The sequence below is a fragment of the Streptomyces musisoli genome, assembly GCF_016741855.1.
Lineage (GTDB): Bacteria > Actinomycetota > Actinomycetes > Streptomycetales > Streptomycetaceae > Streptomyces > Streptomyces musisoli.
Genome location: NZ_JAERRH010000001.1, coordinates 303,125 through 319,884 on the forward strand (window position 1 = coordinate 303,125; position 16,760 = coordinate 319,884).

14 protein-coding genes are annotated in these 16,760 nt (G+C 73.5%); 6 read left to right on the top strand and 8 right to left on the bottom strand.

Annotated elements, in window-relative coordinates; genetic code table 11:
• Positions 1–15 precede the first annotated feature (15 nt).
• The 3 genes from JK361_RS01160 to JK361_RS01170 are packed head-to-tail and all read right to left on the bottom strand — an operon-like array spanning position 16 to position 4,658.
• Complete coding sequence (locus JK361_RS01160; RefSeq protein WP_201813695.1) at positions 16–2,199, bottom strand: 3-hydroxyacyl-CoA dehydrogenase NAD-binding domain-containing protein; 2,184 nt, start codon at positions 2,197–2,199, stop codon at positions 16–18.
• 41 nt (positions 2,200–2,240) lie between these two features.
• Positions 2,241–3,455 carry an acetyl-CoA C-acetyltransferase gene (locus JK361_RS01165; protein WP_201813696.1) on the bottom strand — a complete coding sequence of 405 codons (1,215 nt, stop codon included), beginning with the start codon at positions 3,453–3,455 and terminating at the stop codon, positions 2,241–2,243.
• A gap of 42 nt (positions 3,456–3,497) precedes the next feature.
• Positions 3,498–4,658: a CaiB/BaiF CoA transferase family protein gene (locus tag JK361_RS01170; protein ID WP_201813697.1), complete on the bottom strand. Its 1,161-nt coding sequence runs from the start codon at positions 4,656–4,658 to the stop codon at positions 3,498–3,500.
• Between the two features lie 407 nt (positions 4,659–5,065).
• Between JK361_RS01170 and JK361_RS01175 the strand changes: the two genes are divergently transcribed.
• Positions 5,066–6,244: a saccharopine dehydrogenase family protein gene (locus JK361_RS01175; RefSeq protein ID WP_201813698.1), complete on the top strand. Its 1,179-nt coding sequence runs from the start codon at positions 5,066–5,068 to the stop codon at positions 6,242–6,244.
• A gap of 234 nt (positions 6,245–6,478) precedes the next feature.
• Here the strand turns inward: JK361_RS01175 and JK361_RS01180 are convergent, their stop codons facing one another.
• The 3 genes from JK361_RS01180 to JK361_RS01190 all read right to left on the bottom strand — a co-directional run bounded on the left by JK361_RS01180 (position 6,479) and on the right by JK361_RS01190 (position 9,274).
• Positions 6,479–7,183: an endonuclease V gene (locus tag JK361_RS01180; RefSeq protein ID WP_201813699.1), complete on the bottom strand. Its 705-nt coding sequence runs from the start codon at positions 7,181–7,183 to the stop codon at positions 6,479–6,481.
• Between the two features lie 438 nt (positions 7,184–7,621).
• Positions 7,622–7,960: a plasmid stabilization protein gene (locus JK361_RS01185; protein ID WP_201813700.1), complete on the bottom strand. Its 339-nt coding sequence runs from the start codon at positions 7,958–7,960 to the stop codon at positions 7,622–7,624.
• A gap of 93 nt (positions 7,961–8,053) precedes the next feature.
• Positions 8,054–9,274 (bottom strand): WD40/YVTN/BNR-like repeat-containing protein, encoded by a 1,221-nt coding sequence (locus JK361_RS01190; protein ID WP_236052302.1) that lies wholly within the window; start codon positions 9,272–9,274, stop codon positions 8,054–8,056.
• A gap of 219 nt (positions 9,275–9,493) precedes the next feature.
• Between JK361_RS01190 and ssgD the strand changes: the two genes are divergently transcribed.
• The 4 genes from ssgD to JK361_RS01210 all read left to right on the top strand — a co-directional run bounded on the left by ssgD (position 9,494) and on the right by JK361_RS01210 (position 13,998).
• Positions 9,494–9,910, top strand: a complete 417-nt coding sequence (gene ssgD, locus JK361_RS01195; RefSeq protein WP_201813701.1) for a spore wall synthesis regulator SsgD — start codon at positions 9,494–9,496, stop codon at positions 9,908–9,910.
• 312 nt (positions 9,911–10,222) lie between these two features.
• The gene (locus JK361_RS01200) at positions 10,223–11,848 is read left to right on the top strand and encodes an ABC-F family ATP-binding cassette domain-containing protein (RefSeq protein WP_201813702.1); all 1,626 of its coding nucleotides are present in this window, start codon (positions 10,223–10,225) and stop codon (positions 11,846–11,848) included.
• Between the two features lie 171 nt (positions 11,849–12,019).
• On the top strand, positions 12,020–12,796 hold the full coding sequence (gene ddaH / locus JK361_RS01205) for a dimethylargininase (RefSeq protein WP_201813703.1): 777 nt from the start codon (positions 12,020–12,022) through the stop codon (positions 12,794–12,796).
• Between the two features lie 227 nt (positions 12,797–13,023).
• The gene (locus tag JK361_RS01210) at positions 13,024–13,998 is read left to right on the top strand and encodes an acyl-ACP desaturase (protein ID WP_201813704.1); all 975 of its coding nucleotides are present in this window, start codon (positions 13,024–13,026) and stop codon (positions 13,996–13,998) included.
• Positions 13,999–14,102: 104 nt separating this feature from the next.
• Here the strand turns inward: JK361_RS01210 and JK361_RS01215 are convergent, their stop codons facing one another.
• Complete coding sequence (locus JK361_RS01215) at positions 14,103–14,348, bottom strand: WhiB family transcriptional regulator (RefSeq protein WP_201813705.1); 246 nt, start codon at positions 14,346–14,348, stop codon at positions 14,103–14,105.
• A 269-nt stretch (positions 14,349–14,617) separates the two neighbouring features.
• On the opposite strand from JK361_RS01215, the gene JK361_RS01220 reads away from it, so the two are divergent.
• Positions 14,618–15,409, top strand: coding sequence for a VOC family protein (locus JK361_RS01220; protein WP_201813706.1), 792 nt, complete (start codon positions 14,618–14,620; stop codon positions 15,407–15,409).
• Positions 15,410–15,455: 46 nt separating this feature from the next.
• Here the strand turns inward: JK361_RS01220 and JK361_RS01225 are convergent, their stop codons facing one another.
• Positions 15,456–16,550 (bottom strand): LacI family DNA-binding transcriptional regulator, encoded by a 1,095-nt coding sequence (locus JK361_RS01225; protein WP_201813707.1) that lies wholly within the window; start codon positions 16,548–16,550, stop codon positions 15,456–15,458.
• Positions 16,551–16,760 lie beyond the last annotated feature (210 nt).

Consider the following 16,760-nt stretch of genomic DNA (forward strand, 5'->3'; position numbering starts at 1 on the left):
ACGGACGTCACCGGCTCAGGAGCGGACTGAGTCGGTGAACCGCTCCCCCTTCCCGGCCTTCTCCACGAGCAGCGCGGGCGGGGTGAACCGCTCGCCGTAGCGCTCGGCCAGCTCGTGCGCGCGGGCCACGAACCCGGTCAGGCCCCCTTCGTATCCGTTGATGTACTGGAGGACGCCGCCGGTCCAGCCGGGGAAGCCGATGCCGAGGATGGAGCCGATGTTGGCGTCGGCGACCGAGGTCAGGACGCCCTCCTCCAGGAGGCGCACGGTGTCGAGCGCCTCGGCGAAGAGCATGCGCTCCTGCATGTCCCGGAACGGGATCTCGTAGCCCGGCTTGGTGAAGTGCTCGCGCAGGCCCGGCCAGAGTCCGGCCCGCTTGCCGTCCTCGGCGTAGTCGTAGAAGCCGGCGCCGCCGCTGCGGCCGGGGCGGCCGAACTCGTCGACCATGCGGTCGACGACCGCCTCGGCCGGGTGCGCCGTCCAGGTGCCGCCCGCCTCCTCCACGGCCCGCCTCGACTCGGCCCGGATCTTGCGCGGGAGGGTGAGGGTCAGCTCGTCCATGAGGGAGAGCACCTTGGCCGGGTAGCCGGCCTGGGCGGCGGCCTGCTCCACGGAGGCCGGCTCGACGCCCTCGCCGACCATGGCGACGCCCTCGTTGATGAAGTGGCCGATCACCCGGGAGGTGAAGAAGCCGCGCGAGTCGTTGACGACGATCGGTGTCTTGTTGATCTGCCGGACCAGGTCGAAGGCGCGCGCCAGCGCCTCGTCGCCGGTGCGCTCGCCCTTGATGATCTCGACCAGCGGCATCTTGTCGACCGGCGAGAAGAAGTGCAGTCCGATGAAGTCGGCCTGCCGCTCCACGCCCTCGGCGAGCGTGGTGATCGGCAGCGTGGAGGTGTTGGAGCACAGCAGCGCGTCGGGGGCGACGACCGACTCGATCTCCTGGAACACCTTGTGCTTGAGGGCGGTGTCCTCGAACACGGCCTCGATGACCGCGTCACAGCCGGCGAGGTCGGCCGCGTCGGCGGTGGGGGTGATCCGGGCGAGCAGCGCGTCCGCCTTCTCCTGGCTGGTGCGGCCCCTGGCGACGGCCTTGGCGCACAGCTTCTCGGAGTAGCCCTTGCCCTTGACGGCCGCCTCCAGGGCGACGTCCTTGAGGACGACCTCGATGCCCGCGCGGGCGCACGAGTAGGCGATGCCGGCGCCCATCATGCCGGCGCCGAGGACGGCGACCTTGCGGACCGTGCGGGGCTCGATGCCCTTCGGCCGGTTGGCGCCCGAGTTGACCGCCTGGAGATCGAAGAAGAACGCCTGGATCATGTTCTTCGAGGTCTGTCCGGCGGCCAGCTCCACGAAGTAGCGGGCCTCGATGACCTGGGCGGTCTCGAAGTCGACCTGGGAGCCCTCGACGGCGGCGGCGAGGATGTTGCGCGGCGCCGGGTAGGGGGCGCCGCCCGTCTGCTTGCGCAGGGTGGCCGGGAAGGCGGGCAGGTTGGCGGCGAACTTCGGGTTGGCCGGGGTGCCGCCGGGGATCCGGTAGCCCGGCTTGTCCCAGGGCTGCTGCGACTCGGGGTTGGCGTCGATGAAGGCGCGCGCCTTGGCGAGCAGTTCCTCGGGGGTCGCGGCCACCTCGTGGACCAGGCCGTTCTCCTGGGCGCGCCGCGCGTTGTACTGCGTGCCCTGGAGGAGCACCTTCAGCAGGGCGTCGGCGATGCCGAGCAGCCGGACGGTGCGGACGACTCCGCCGCCTCCGGGGAGCAGGCCGAGGGTGACCTCGGGGCAGCCGATCTTCGTGCCGGGGGTGTCGAGGGCGACCCGGTGGTGGCAGGCGAGGGCCAGTTCGTAGCCGCCGCCGAGGGCCGCGCCGTTGATCGCCGCGACGACCGGCTTGCCGAGGGTCTCGATGCGGCGCAGGTTGCGCTTGATGGCGAGGCCGCCGTCGAACAGGTCCTGTGCGGTCTCGGGCGTGACCCGGATGAGGTCGCGCAGGTCGCCGCCGGCGAAGAAGGTCTTCTTCGCCGAGGTGAAGATGATGCCGCGGATCGAGTCCTTCTCGGCCTCCAGCCGGTCGGTGATCGCGGCCAGGGATTCGCGGAACGCCTGGTTCATGGTGTTCGCAGACTGGTCGGGGTCGTCCAGGACGAGGGTGACGACACCGGTGTCGTCCTGCTCCCAGCGGATGGTGGTGCTCTCGGTCATGACAGTCGTCTCCGTTGAAGTCGCTTGGTTCCGCAGGGAGTTCAGATGCGCTCGATGATGGTGGCGACGCCCATGCCGCCGCCGACGCACAGCGTGGCCAGGCCGTAGCGCTTGTCCTGGCGCTCCAGCTCGTCGATGAGCGAGCCGAGGATCATGGCGCCGGTCGCGCCGAGCGGGTGGCCGAGGGCGATGGCGCCGCCGTTGACGTTGACCTTGTCCAGGGACAGGCCCATGTCCTGCACGAAGCGCAGCACGACCGCGGCGAACGCCTCGTTGATCTCGACCAGGTCGATGTCGTCGATGGTGAGGCCGGCCTTCGCCAGGGCCTTGCGGGTGGCGGGGGCGGGGCCGGTGAGCATGATGGTCGGCTCGGAGCCGGAGACGGCCGCGGAGACGATCCGCGCGCGCGGGGTGAGGCCGTGGCGCTCGCCGATCTCCTTGGAGCCGATCGCGACGAGCGAGGCGCCGTCCACGATGCCGGAGGAGTTGCCCGCGTGGTGGACGTGGTCGATCTTCTCCACCCAGTGGTACTTCTGGAGGGCGACCGCGTCGAAGCCGCCCAGCTCGCCGATGTCCGCGAACGACGGCTTCAGCTTGGCCAGGGAGTCGGCGGTGGTGCCGGGGCGCATGTGCTCGTCGTGGTCGAGGACGACCAGGCCGCTGCGGTCCTTGACGGGGACCACCGAACGGTCGAAGCGGCCTTCCTTCCAGGCGGTGGCGGCGCGCTCCTGGGACAGTGCCGCGTACTCGTCGACGTCCCGGCGGGAGAAGCCCCCGATGGTGGCGATCAGGTCGGCACCGACGCCCTGCGGCACGAAGTTCACGGCGAGGTTGGTCATCGGGTCGTTGAACCAGGCGCCGCCGTCCGAGGCCATCGGGACCCGGGACATGGACTCGACACCGCCCGCGAGGATCAGGTCCTCCCAGCCCGAGCGGACCTTGGCCGCGGCCAGGTTGACGGCCTCGAGACCGGAGGCACAGAAGCGGTTCTCCTGGACGCCCGCGACCGTGTCCGGCAGTCCGGCGGCGATGGCGGCGATCCGGGCGATGTCGGAGCCCTGGTCGCCGACCGGGCCGACGACACCGAGCACGATGTCGTCGATCGCGGCCGGGTCCAGGCCGGGGAAGCGGTCGCGGATCTCGTGGATGAGGCCGACGACCAGGTCGATGGGCTTCGTGCCGTGCAGGGCGCCGTTCGCCTTGCCGCGGCCGCGCGGGGTGCGGATCGCGTCGTACACGTACGCTTCGGTGCTCACTGGAGTGCCTTTCGGGAGGGTGGGCGGAGCGGGGCGGCGGGGTCAGCCGCCGTCGGTGACCGGGTCGCCGGTGGGAGGTGCCGGTGTCCCCCAGTCCCGGGCGACCGCCGCCGTGTCCGCGCCGGGCCGGGCGGGGCCGGTACGGACGGTGGTGGGGGTCGCCGAGAAGCGGGGGGCGGGGGCGGGCTGGGTGATGCCTTCGTGGTCGGTGAACGTGCCGCGGGCGGCGAGGTGCGGGTGGGCCGGGGCCTCGCGCAGGCTCAGGACGGGCGCGACGCAGGCGTCGGAGTCCTCGAAGACGGCGGTCCACTCGGCCCGGGTGCGGGACTTGAAGGCGGCGGCGATCCGTTCGCGCAGCTCGCCCCAGCGGGTCCAGTCCGTGCGGGCGGACGCCAGGCCGTCGAGGCCGAGCAGGCGCAGGAACTCCTCGTAGAACTTGCCTTCCAGGGCGCCGACCGCCATGTACCGGCCGTCGGCGGTCTCGTAGGTGCCGTAGTACGGGCAGCCGCCGTCCAGCAGGTTGGCGGCGCGCCGGTCCTGCCAGCCGCCGGCGGCGAGCATGCCGTGGATCATCGCCGAGAGGTGGGCCGTGCCGTCGACGATGGCCGCGTCGACCACCTGGCCGGTGCCGGTGGCGCGCGCGTGGTGCAGGGCGGCGAGCACGCCCACGACCAGGTAGAGGGAGCCGCCCGCGTAGTCGCCGAGGAGGTTGGCGGGGACGGCCGGGGGCTCGTCCGGGCGGCCGATCATGCCGAGGGTGCCGGTGAGCGCGATGTAGGCGACGTCGTGGCCGGCGCGGTGGGCGAGGGGGCCGTCCTGGCCCCAGCCGGTCATGCGGCCGTAGACCAGGCGGGGGTTGCGGGCGTGGCAGTCCCCGGGGCCGATGCCGAGCCGCTCGGCGACGCCCGGGCGGTAGCCCTCGACGAGGATGTCGGCCCGCTCGGCGAGGTCCAGGACGCGCGCGGGACCGTCCGGCGCCTTCAGGTCGACCATGATCGAGCGCTTGTTGCGGTTGGTGATGTCACGGGCCGGGTCGATGCCGAGGCCCGCGCCGCCCGGACGGTCCACCCGGACCACGTCGGCGCCCAGGTCGGCCAGCAGCATGGCGGCGAACGGGCCGGGCCCGATGCCGGCCAGCTCCACCACGCGCACGCCCGCGAGCGGACCGGTACCCGGCCCCGGCGGTGTCCCTGCCGTTGTCATGCGTCCAGCCCCCAAGCGAGCGTGTGTGACACAACTGATGTAACACCGGTGATGCTAGGAACGCGTTCCACCGGACACAAGACCTGAACGAGCAAGCGCTTAGCCAAGTGCCCGGAGTGCGGGTCTTCACCCGGGAGGGTGACGGGTCTCCACGCGGTCCCGACCGGGGGCGGCCGGTCCCCTCGGCGGACGGACCTGCCGGTTCATCCCGGCCCCGGTCTCGCCGCACGGGAACCCGGCGGCCCCCCAGGCCGGAACGCGGGCGCTATCTCCCGCTTCGTCAGGGCATTCCTGGTTACGGCCACAGCGGCCTCCGGGCTGGTCTTCGGACTGCGCGCTCCTCACGCTAGCCTCGGCCACCGACTGCGGCGCGGGCTGCGCGGCGGGCACACGGACCAAGGGGTGTCATGAGCAGGATGAGCAGGACGGACCGTCCCTATGACCTCGTGCTCTTCGGAGCCACGGGCTTCGTGGGCGCGCTCACGGCCCACTATCTCGCCGCGCACGCGCCGCGGGAGCTGCGCTGGGCCGTCGCCGGCCGCGACGAGCGGAAGCTCCAGCGGCTGCGCGAGGGCCTGCCCGGCGGCGCGGACGTCGGCGTGCTGCGGGCCGACGTGGCCGAACCGGCCACCCTGCGTGCCCTCGCCGGGCACGCGCGCGTGGTCGCCACGACCGTGGGGCCGTACGTGCTGTACGGCGAGGAACTCGTCGCCGCCTGCGCCGACGCGGGCACCGACTATCTGGACCTCACCGGCGAGCCGGAGTTCGTCGACCTGATGTACGTCCGGCACGACGCACGCGCGCGGGAGACGGGCGCCCGGCTGGTGCACGCCTGCGGTTTCGACTCGGTGCCGCACGACCTCGGCGCGTACTTCACGGTCCGGCAGCTGCCGGAGGGCGTGCCACTGACCGTGGACGGCTATGTGACCGTCGACGCGGCCTTCTCCGGCGGCACCCTCGCCTCGGCGCTGAACCAGCTGGCCCGCGGGCGCCGGATGCTGTCGGCCGCGCGTGAGCGGGCCCGGCACGAGCCGCGGCTGCCCGGCCGCCGGGTGACGGCGCCGGCGGGCGCGCCGAGGTTCGCCGCGGAGGTCGGCGCGTGGGCGCTGCCGCTGCCCACCATCGACCCGCAGGTCGTGCGCCGTTCGGCGCGGGCGCTGGAGCGGTACGGTCCGGACTTCCGCTACCGGCACTACGCCGCCGTGAAGCGCCTGCCGGTCGCCCTCGGCGGGGTCGCCGCCGTCGGCGCGGTGGCGGCCGCGGCCCAGCTGCCGCCCGTGCGGCGCCTGCTGTCGGCCCGGCTGGAGCCGGGCGAAGGACCGAGCCCGGAGAAGCGGGCGAAGAGCTGGTTCACCGTGCGGTTCGTCGGCGAGGGCGGCGGACGCCGGGTGTTCACCGAGGTCGCGGGCAAGGACCCCGGGTACGACGAGACGGCCAAGATGTTCGCCGAGGCCGCCCTGTGCCTGGTCTTCGACGACCTCCCGCCGACGGCCGGCCAGGTGACCACGGCCGAGGCGATGGGTGACGCCCTGATCCCGCGGCTGCGCGCGGCCGGCATCACCTTCCGGGTGGCGGCGGAACGCTAGCCGACGGCCCCGTCACTCAGGCCGCTGCCCCGGTCCCGCCCCGAGCAGCGGCCGGTCGCCGGCCGAGCAGGGGCCCGAGCGGGCCGCCTCCCGCAGGGTCCGGCCCCCGGGCGGGGTGCCTACCTCAGGACGTGACCCCGAACGGGTCGCCCACCGTACGGCCTGGGCCCAGTGGGTCGCCTACCGCGGGGGGTGGCCCTGGGTCGCCTACCGCGAGGCGCGGCCCTGGGTCGCCTACCGCGGGGCGTGGCCCTGGGTCGCCTGGCGCAGGGCCTGGCGGCACAGGGCGTCCGCCCGGCGCGTGGTCTCCGGGAGCCGGAACCGCGGGGTCAGCGCGAGGGTGTGCGCCAGGGCGCCGGCCAGGCTCACCCGGTGGCCGACGGAGACGAAGACGGGCTTGACGCCGTCCCGGGTGCGCAGGGCGCGCCCCACCTCCTCGGCCCCGGCGAGCAGCGGTGCGGAGCTGCCCCGCGCCGGCTCCGGGTCGTCGTACGTGAAGGTGAACGGGTTCTTGGCGACGCCGATGGTCGGCAGGTCCTTGAGCACGCCCAGGTGGCTCGCCAGGCCGAAGCGGCGCGGGTGGGCCAGGCCGTAGCCGTCGCACACGACCAGGCCGGGCGGGCACGGCAGCCGGTCCAGGACGGCGACGACGGTCGGGAGTTCACGGAAGGCGAGGAGCCCGGGCACGTACGGGAAGGAGACCCGGCCGACGGCGGTCGCCTCCGCGACGACGTCCAGGGTGGCCGCGTCCAGCACGACCGCCGCCGCCGCGACGAGGTCGAGTTCGTCGTCGTAGGCGACGTCGACCCCCGTGACGCGGCCCGTCCCGGGCGGCGGTCCCGGCTCGTCGGACACCACGCGTCCGCGCAGCTCGTCCTGTACGGCGCGGGCCTCTTCCTCGGTCGCGGGCCAGCCCGCGGGTACGCCAACGATCGTCATGCCGGGTGACTGTACGGGGCCGCCGCGTACCGGTGGCCCAGCAGGGGGGGCGTGATCATGCCCGTGCCGGACCCGTACCACCCGTAGCGGAGCCGCCCCGTGGCCCGCGCTCCCACGGGCCACTCGGTTGGGCCACTCGGCCGGGCCCAGGACACCGCTCACGGCGGGCCTGAGAGCCGGACACCGGCCACGACGGACCGCGCCCGGAACGCCCCAGGACCGGACCGCGTCCAGGGCACCGCCCACGATGGACCAAGACCGGGACACCATCCACGCCGGACCAAGACCGGGACACCGTCGGCGACGGACCGCGTCCAGGGCACCGCCCACGGCGAAGGGTCCGTCTCCGTACGGCGGTGACGGCCGTACCGGAGACGGACCCGGACCCCGCACCTCTTTCCGTGACGGCCTCCCCGACCGCCTCGCGTTCCGGGCGGATCAGCCCTTCTTGTCGTTCAGGGCGCGCTGGAGCTCGTCCTTGTTCATGTGCGAACGGCCCTCGATGCCACGCTGCTTGGCCTCGTTGTACAGCTGGTCGCGGGTCGGCCCCTGCGGGCCCGTCCGGTTGCCCGACCGCTGGCCGCCCCGCTTGACGGACGACATGTCCTGGGTCGAGCTGCGACTGGCGGTCTTGGACTCACCGGAGCGGGCACGTTCCTTGTTCACCGTCCGGGCGGCGATCTCCTCGGCGCGCCCGGTGCTCTCGCCCCGGTCCTGCGCGCTCTTCTTGATGTGCTCGTACTGACGCTCGCGCTTGGGGCTGGAACCGGCTGGCATGATCGCTCCTTTCCTCTGCGGCGAGAAACGAGTACCCGTGTCCGCGGCACTTACCTCATCGCTCCGCCGCCGCCCGGCCGTTCCGCCGCCGCCTCAGCGCTCCAGCCGTGCCACCCGCCCCTGTTCGCCGGCCGCCCAGCAGCTCAGGTCGGGGGCGCAGGTCACCGTGTCGTACGAACCGGTGTCGATCGTCCGCCAGCTGCGGCCGCCGTCCGTGGTGAGGTCGGTGCCGGTCGGGCCGACGGCCAGCGCGGCGGTGCGGCTGTGCGGGAGCCAGGCGGCACCGGAGCGGTACGCGGGCGGCGGAGTCGTGGCGGGCCGCCAGGTACGGCCGCCGTCGGCGGTGACCGCGGCGGCTTCCGGCGAGGACTGGCCGGGACGGTAGTCGCCGCCGACCGCGAGGCCGTGCGCGCGGTCGCGGAAGGCGAGCGCGAAGACTCCCTTCGCCGGATCGGCCGCGGGAACCGGTGTGCCGGCGGCCGTCCAGGTCAGCCCGCGGTCGGCGGAGTGCAGCACGCGCGCGTGGGCGCCGCCGCCGGTGGCCAGCCAGGCGTCCTTCGGGCCGGAGGTGACCAGGCACTGGCCGCTCGCGGCGAACCCGGCCTCGCCGTCCAGCGCGGGCGGCATCCCGTCGGCGGGCAGGACGCGCCAGGAGCGTCCGCCGTCGGCGGTGGCGAGGATGCGGAACCTTCCGTCCACGGGGTCGCTCAGGGCGAGGCCGTGCCGGCGGTCGAAGAAGGCGAGGCAGTCGTAGAACGCCTTCGGGTCGGTGTTGCGGAAGGACTCCGTCCAGGTCGTGCCGCCGTCGTCGGTGCGGTAGACGCGGGACGCCTCGCCCTCGCCGATGGCCAGCACCACCGCGCGCCGCGCGTCGAACGCCTGCACGTCCCGGAACTCCAGGCCCACCGCGCCCGGTGGCGAGACGTTCCGCCAGTGCGTGCCGCCGTCCGTGGTGCGCAGCACCGTGCCGCCGGTGCCGGCCAGCCATGCGGTGTGCCGGTCGACGGCCGCGAGCCCGCGGAAGCGGGTCTGCGGGGTGCCGGTGTCCTTGACCGCCCAGTGCGCGCTTCCCCGGCCGGGACCCGTCCACCCCTCGCTCACCGGGGCCGCCTCCCGGGCCGCCGCCTCCTGGGCCACCGCGTCCCGGCCCGCCTCCGCCCGGCTCCCGCTCGTCCGGCCGGCGTCTTCCTGCGCGAGCGGCCGGGCCACGGCCTCCGGGACCGTCAGGGCGGCCAGCGCCGCCCCGCACGCCACCCCCACCGCCACCAGCCGGTTCGCCCGTCCCCTGCGTCGCGTGCTCCCCAAGCGCCTCATGGCGGGCGAAGTTAGTCCCGTCCCCGGGCCGCGTCCAGAGGGCCCGGGACCCCGCGCGCCGCGCGTGAGGAGCGGGAACAGGCATGCGTCACCCGTGCATGAAGGCGGTGACCGAGGTCACTCGTTCCGCGTGTGCACGCATCGGCCGTTTCCGTCGTCTCTTCCAGTGCCGGGTACGCACACCCGGGCGTAGTCCAGCCGTCACGAGGGAGCAAGGCGTTGTCCACCGTCATCGAGCAGCCGGTAGAGGCCCGTCTCGTCGCCGCCGCACCGCGCATGCCGAGCATTCCCGCCACGCTGCGCTACGACCGGCGCGACCCGTTCGCGGTGCGCATGACGTTCCCCGCACCCGCCACCCTGGAGGGTGTCGAGGTGTGCTGGACCTTCTCCCGTGAGCTGCTGGCGGCCGGCCTCGAGGGCCCCGAGGGCCATGGTGACGTCCGCGTGCGGCCGTACGGGTACGACCGCACGGTGCTGGAGTTCCACGCCCCGGAGGGCACCGCGATCGTGCATGTGCGCTCGGGCGAGATACGGCGGTTCCTGGCGGCGGCCGACGACCTGGTCCCCGTCGGGCTGGAACACCTTCAGCTCGACCTGGACCACGACCTCGCCGAGTTGATGCGGGACGCCTGCTGAGCGCCTCGCGCGCGTGGGGCGCGCGTCCGGCCGGACATCCCCCTGCTCAATTCCTTTGACAGCTCCCTCGGCCCCTCGTACGGTGTACAGCGGTTCTGTTGCCGTCGATTGGAGAAGGACGTTGCTCGTCTGAGGTCCTGAGGCACCGTGTCGCACCGGTGAGGTGTGCGCGGCGTACGACCTCGGCGTCCGAGCCGTCCTCCGGCACGGGGCCCTTCCACATGGCCCCCTCTGTGCCCAGACCTTTCGGTTTCCGCCTCGCGGTGTCTCGACACGCGTCCCCCCGACCGCATCTTTTCTTGCGAGGCGCCCATGTCTGCTTCCCTCACCGCTACGTCCCTGTCCTTCACCTGGGCCGACGGCACCGCCGTCTTCGACGGCCTGGACATCGCCTTCGGCCCCGGCAGGACCGGGCTCGTCGGCGCCAACGGATCGGGCAAGTCCACCCTGCTCAGGCTGCTGGCCGGGGAACTCGCCCCGGCCGACGGCAGCGTCAAGGCGGCCGGCGAGACCGGCTACCTGCCGCAGAACGTCACCCTCGACACCACGCTCCGGGTCGACCAGGCCCTCGGTATCGCCGAGCGGCGGGCGGCCCTGCACGCCATCGAGGCGGGCGACGTCGCCGAGGAGCACTTCGAGACCGTCGGCGACGACTGGGACGTGGAGGAACGCGCCCTGGTCACCCTCGGCGAACTCGGCCTCGGCCACATCGGCCTGGACCGCACCGTCGGCGAGGTGTCCGGCGGCGAGTCGGTGCTGCTGCGGCTCGCCGCGCTGCTGCTGCGCCGCCCCGACATCCTGCTGCTCGACGAACCCACCAACAACCTCGACCTGTACGCGCGCCGACGCCTGTACCAGGCCGTCTCCTCCTGGCCGGGCGTCCTGGTCGTGGTCAGCCACGACCGGGAACTGCTCGACCTGGTCGACCAGATCGCGGAGCTGCGCTCCGGGGAGGTCGCCTGGTACGGCGGCAACTTCTCGGCCTACGAGGAGGCCCTGACCGTGGAGCAGGAGGCGGCCGAGCGGATGGTGCGGGTCGCCGAGGCCGATGTGCGCAAGCAGAAGCGCGAACTGGCCGACGCCCAGGTCAAACTGGCCCGCCGCAAGCGGTACGGGCAGAAGATGTACGACCAGAAACGCGAACCGAAGATCGTCATGGGCGCCCGCAAGCGCGCCGCCCAGGAGTCGGCGGGCAAGCACCGCATCATGCACGAGGAGCGGCTCGCCGAGGCCAGGGAGCGGCTGGACGATGCGGTGGAGGCCGTGCGGGACGACGACGAGATCCGCGTCGACCTGCCGTACACGGCCGTACCGCCCGGCCGCCAGGTGCTCACCCTGGAGAACCTGGAGACGGCCTACCGTGCGCGCGTGGAGGGCATCCTCGATCTGCGCGGAGCGGAGCGGATCGCGCTCGTCGGCCGCAACGGCTCCGGCAAGACGACGCTGCTGCGGACCGTCGCCGGGGAGCTGGCGCCGCTGAGCGGGACGGCGACGGCGCACGTCCCGCTCCGGTTCCTGCCCCAGCGGCTGGACGTGCTCGACGACGGCCTGTCGGTCGCCGAGAACGTGGCCCGGTTCGCGCCGGGCGCCACCAACAACCGGATCCGGGCTCGTCTCGCCCGCTTCCTGTTCCGGGGCGGGCGGGCCGACCAGAAGGCGGCCACGCTCTCGGGCGGTGAGCGTTTCCGGGCGGCCCTGGCCGCACTGATGCTCGCGGAGCCCGCGCCGCAGCTGCTGCTGCTCGACGAGCCGACCAACAACCTCGACATGGCCAGCGTCCGGCAGCTGACCACGGCTCTGGAGTCGTACGAGGGCGCGCTGATCGTGGCCAGCCACGACCTGCCGTTCCTGGAGTCGATCGGGATCACACGGTGGCTGCTGATGGAGGGAGGAGAGCTGACCGAGACGACACTCGAGGACCTCGCGGATCCGGCCTGACCGGCCGGCGGGGGTCTCAGGAGGGGCACAGCCCGGCAACGACGGGTTTTGCCGTGGCCCGGGTGCCCTGCATGATGGCCGTGGCCCGGGTGCCCTGCATGATGACGGACCGGCGCCTTGTGCAGGGCGCCGGTACCGCACCAGTGCACCGACCGATTCGAAAGGCCCCTCGTGCCCAGCAAGAAGGCCCTCGTCCGCCGTCCCAGTCCCCGACTCGCCGACGGCCTGGTCACGCACATCGAGCGGGAGAAGGTCGATGCCGGCCTCGCCGGCGAACAGTGGGAGGCCTATGTCGAGGCCCTCCGCACGCACGGCTGGGAGACGATCGAGGTCGAACCGGCCGACGACTGCCCGGACTCGGTGTTCGTCGAGGACGCCGTCGTGATGTACAGGAACGTGGCGTTGATCACCCGGCCGGGCGCCGAGTCCCGGCGGGCGGAGACCGCCGGCGTGGAGGAGGCGGTGGCCCGCCTCGGCTGTTCGGTGAACTGGATCTGGGAACCGGGCACGCTGGACGGCGGTGACGTCCTGAAGGTCGGCGAGACCGTGTACGTCGGCCGTGGCGGGCGGACGAACGCGGCCGGCGTGCAGCAGCTGCGTGCGGCCTTCGAGCCGCTGGGCGCCCGGGTGGTGGCCGTGCCCGTGAGCAAGGTGCTGCACCTGAAGTCGGCGGTGACCGCGCTGCCGGACGGCACGGTGATCGGGCACATCCCGAAGGTGGACCGGCCGTCGCTGTTCCCGGGGTTCCTGTCGGTACCGGAGGAGGCCGGGGCGCACGTGGTCCTGCTGGGCGGCGGCAAGCTTCTGATGGCGGCGAGCGCCCCGAAGACGGCCGAACTGCTGACCGACCTCGGCCACGACGTGGTGACGGTCGACATCAGCGAGTTCGAGAAGCTGGAGGGCTGTGTGACCTGTCTCTCCGTGCGCCTGCGGGAGTTGTACACCTGACCGGGTGATCCCCGGCCCCCGACAGCCCCGGGACCTGCTGGTCCCGGGGCTGTCCGGCATGCCCGCGCAAGGGTCTGGCGGGTGGGCTGATCAGCGGTTCTTTACAGCCGCCTTAACCTACGGCTTCGTAACCTACGGGCTCGTAGCCTACGATCACGTAGGTTTCCGGCACCGCTCGCCGGACTCCCCCTCCCCTTTCCTATGCAGCGCGTCCCCCTGGAGTTCCTGTGACGATCACCTCCCCTCACCTCGGCAGCCCGTCCGTGTGGACCGACGCGCGGCTGCTGTACGCGCTGGAGGAAGTGGTCGAGACGGAGCTGAACCGGCATCTGAAGGTCGCCAAGGACTGGATGCCGCACGAGTACGTGCCGTGGAGCGACGCCCGCAACTTCCCCGGCCTCTTCGAGGACGGGGAGGCGTGGGCCAAGGAGCAGTCCCAGGTGACCGAGGTCGGCCGGATCGCCCTCGTGGTCAACCTGCTGACCGAGGACAACCTCCCGAGCTACCACCACGAGATCGCCTCGCTCTTCGGGCGCGACGGCGCCTGGGGCACCTGGGTGCACCGCTGGACGGCCGAGGAGGGCCGGCACGGCATCGTGATGCGCGACTACCTGCTGGCCTCGCGCGCGGTGGACCCGGACAAGCTGGAGCAGTTCCGCATGTCCCACATGAGCGAGGGCTTCGAGTCCGACAACCGGCACTCCATGCTGCACTCGGTCGCCTACGTCGCCTTCCAGGAGCTGGCCACCCGGATCTCGCACCGCAACACCGGCCACCAGTCCGGGGACCCGGTCTGCGACCGCATGCTGGCCCGCATCGCGACCGACGAGAACCTGCACATGGTCTTCTACCGCAACCTGCTCAAGGCCGCCTTCGAGCTCGCCCCCGACCTGACGATGCAGGCTGTCCGGGACGTGGTGGTGAACTTCCGCATGCCCGGCCACGGGATCCCCGGCTTCGAGCGGGCCGCGGCCCAGATGGCGATCGGCGAGGTCTACAACCTGCGCATCCACCACGACGACGTGCTCCAGCCGGTCCTGCGCTTCCTGAAGGTCATGGAGATCGACGGCCTCGGGCCCGAGGGGCGCCAGGCGCAGGAGGAACTCGGCCTGTTCCTGGGCGGGCTGAACGCGGAGGCCCTGAAGTTCGACGAGAAGCTGGCCGCGCGCAAGGCGCGGATGGCGGCGCGCGCCGCGGGCTGACCCCCGCACACGGGCCGGGCGGCCGTCCTGGGCGGGACCGGGCGGCCGTCCGGGCGGGACCGGGCGGTCGTCCGGGGCGGGACCGGGCGGTCGTGCGGCGCGCGTCAGTGGGCGGTGCGCCGCAGGGCGAGGCGTTCCTTCTCCGACAGGCCGCCCCAGACGCCGAACCGCTCGTCGTTGGACAGCGCGTACTCCAGGCAGGCGGGGCGCAGGTCGCACATGGCGCAGATGCGCTTCGCGTCGCGTACCGAGCTGCCGGGCTCGGGGAAGAAGAAGTCCGGCCCGGTCTGCGCGCACAGGGCCTGTGCCTGCCAGGTGTCGTCGGCCGGGGTGATGGTTTCGTAGTGCATGGCGAGGAGCCTGCCCCACACCGAAAAACGTTCGATCAACGCCGGCTCAACGGTGGGTCCGGGACCTCCGGCCGTCCCGATGATGCTCCCCCGGGCCCGGCGCGCGCACGGCGGCGCGCGGAGCGGTGCGAAAACCTGGAGAACGCGCGCCGTCACAGCCGGTGACCGCGGCGCGGACCGGCGTGGCGCGGTGGTCCCGGCGGCGACGGCCGGTGGGCGGTGCCAGACTCGGCAGTGGACAGGCCGGGACCCGCCCGAGGAGGGCCGAGATGCTCAGCACCCGTTTCGTCAACGGCGCCCCCGACTGGATCGACGTCGGCAGTCCCGACGTCGACGGGGCCGCCGCCTTCTACGGCGCGCTCTTCGGCTGGCGGTTCCGGTCGGCGGGACCGGACGCCGGTGGTTACGGCTTCTTCCAGCTGGCCGGGAAGACCGTCGCGGGCGGGATGCGGACCGGCCCCGGGCAGCGACCGCCGTCCTGGACGGTGTACTTCCGCAGCGCGGACGCCCGGGCCACCGCCGAGGCGGCCGAGCAGGCCCACGGCAGCGTGCTGTGCCGGCCGGTGGACGTGATGGGCCAGGGCCGCATGGCGGTGCTGGCCGACCCGGCGGGCGTGGCGTTCGGGATCTGGCAGCCCGGCCGGACCGAGGGCGTGGAGGTGGCGGGCGAGCCGGGTGCGCTGTGCTGGGTCGAGCTGTACACCCCGGACGTCGCGGCAGCCGCCGCCTTCTACCGCAGGGTGCTCGGTCTGGAGACCTCCGCGCTGCCCCTGCCCGGCGGGGTGTACACCTCCGTCAATCCCGACGGCACCGGGGACGACGCGATGTTCGGCGGGATGGTGCCGATGGCCGACGCGCCCGACGAGGCGGAGGGCGGGCCGTACTGGCTGCCGTACTTCGAGGTGGAGGACACCGACGCCGTGGTCGAACAGGCGGGGCGCCTCGGCGGGACGGTGCGGATGCCCGCGACGACGCTGGAGGGCGTGGGCCGCATGGCCAAGCTCGCCGATCCGTACGGGGTCCGCTTCGCGGTGATCAGGCGCGAGACGCCGCGGGGCTGAGGCCCGGGGCCCGGCGGGCGGCAGTTCCCGGGCGCGGGGCCGGACGTCACGCGGAGGCGCGGCGTATCAGGGTGGTCGGCAGGATCACGCCGCCGCCCGGGGCGTCGGCCGCCGTCCGCTCCCGGTCCCGGCCGTCGGACAGGCCCCGCAACAGCAGACGCGCCATCAGCCGCCCCATCTCCTCGATGTCCTGGCGGACCGTGGTCAGCGGCGGGTCGGTCTGCTCGGCGACCGGGACCATGTCGTCGAAGCCGACCACGGCCACGTCCTCGGGCACGCGCCGGCCGCTCTCGCGCAGCACCCGCAGGGCGCCGAGCGCGGTGAGGTCGTTCGCGGCGAACACGGCGTCGACGTCCGGGCAGCAGCCGAGGAGTTCACGCATGGCGCGTTCACCGCCGGCCGGGGTGAAGTCGCTCTCCACCACCAGCCGCGGATCGTCCTCCCCCCAGACGTCGGCCATGACGTCCCGGTAGCCGTCGAGCCGGTCCACCGCCGACGTCTGGTCCAGTGCACCGGTGATGTGCGCGACGCGCCGGCGGCCGAGGCCCACGAGATGGCGGACCGCCGTGTGCGCCCCGCCCCGGTTGTCGCAGTCGACGTACACCACCCCATGGCCCGGCCCCTCCCCCGCGCGTCCGCAGACCGCGGCCCCGGGGTCGTCGCCCCAGTCGGGGCGCCCGCCGAACACGGTGGGCACGCCGGCGTCGCGGATGAGACCGGGCAGCGGGTCGTCCAGGTGCAGGGAGAAGACGAGCGCGCCGTCGACGTGCCCGCCGGCGAGATACCGGGCCACGCGCGCGTGGTCGGCGCGGCCCTCGGTGAGCAGCAGCACCAACTGGTTGTCGTGCGCTGTCAGTTCCTTGCTGATGCCGCGCAGCTGGAGGGCGAAGAAGGGGTCGGCGAAGACCCGGCTCTCGGGCTCGGCGATGACGACCGCGACGGCGTCGTGCCGCCGGGTGACGAGGCTGCGCGCCGCCTGGTTGGGGACGTAGCCCAGTTCCTCCACGGCCCGCCGGACCCGTTCGGCCAGCGGCTCGCGGACCCCGTCGCCGCCGTTGACCACCCGGGACACGGTGGCCCGGGACACGCCGGCCCGTGCGGCCACGGCCTCCAGGGTGGGACGCGACACTGCCTCGGTCACTTCGGGACTCCTCATCGGCGGCTGGCGCTCAGGATAGCCGCGGGGCACCGGACCGGCCGGTGCCCGGACGGACCGGCCCGCAGCGGCTCGGCGCGGCGGGTTGGGGGTGGTCGCACCGGCCCGCGTGACGGGGGGGGCCGGTGCGGACGCGTCGGCCGGGCGGCGAAGGGCCGGTGAGGACGCGTCGGCCCGCGTGACCGGGGGCCGGTG

Excerpts from the sequence above, each read along its gene's own strand:
- JK361_RS01160 (WP_201813695.1), bottom strand. The coding sequence starts at position 2,199 with ATGACCGAGAGCACCACCATCCGCTGGGAGCAGGACGACACCGGTGTC.
- JK361_RS01170 (WP_201813697.1), bottom strand. The coding sequence starts at position 4,658 with ATGACAACGGCAGGGACACCGCCGGGGCCGGGTACCGGTCCGCTCGCG.
- JK361_RS01175 (WP_201813698.1), top strand. The coding sequence starts at position 5,066 with ATGAGCAGGATGAGCAGGACGGACCGTCCCTATGACCTCGTGCTCTTC.
- JK361_RS01180 (WP_201813699.1), bottom strand. The coding sequence starts at position 7,183 with ATGACGATCGTTGGCGTACCCGCGGGCTGGCCCGCGACCGAGGAAGAG.
- JK361_RS01185 (WP_201813700.1), bottom strand. The coding sequence starts at position 7,960 with ATGCCAGCCGGTTCCAGCCCCAAGCGCGAGCGTCAGTACGAGCACATC.
- JK361_RS01190 (WP_236052302.1), bottom strand. The coding sequence starts at position 9,274 with ATGAGGCGCTTGGGGAGCACGCGACGCAGGGGACGGGCGAACCGGCTG.
- JK361_RS01200 (WP_201813702.1), top strand. The coding sequence starts at position 10,223 with ATGTCTGCTTCCCTCACCGCTACGTCCCTGTCCTTCACCTGGGCCGAC.
- JK361_RS01215 (WP_201813705.1), bottom strand. The coding sequence starts at position 14,348 with ATGCACTACGAAACCATCACCCCGGCCGACGACACCTGGCAGGCACAG.
- JK361_RS01220 (WP_201813706.1), top strand. The coding sequence starts at position 14,618 with ATGCTCAGCACCCGTTTCGTCAACGGCGCCCCCGACTGGATCGACGTC.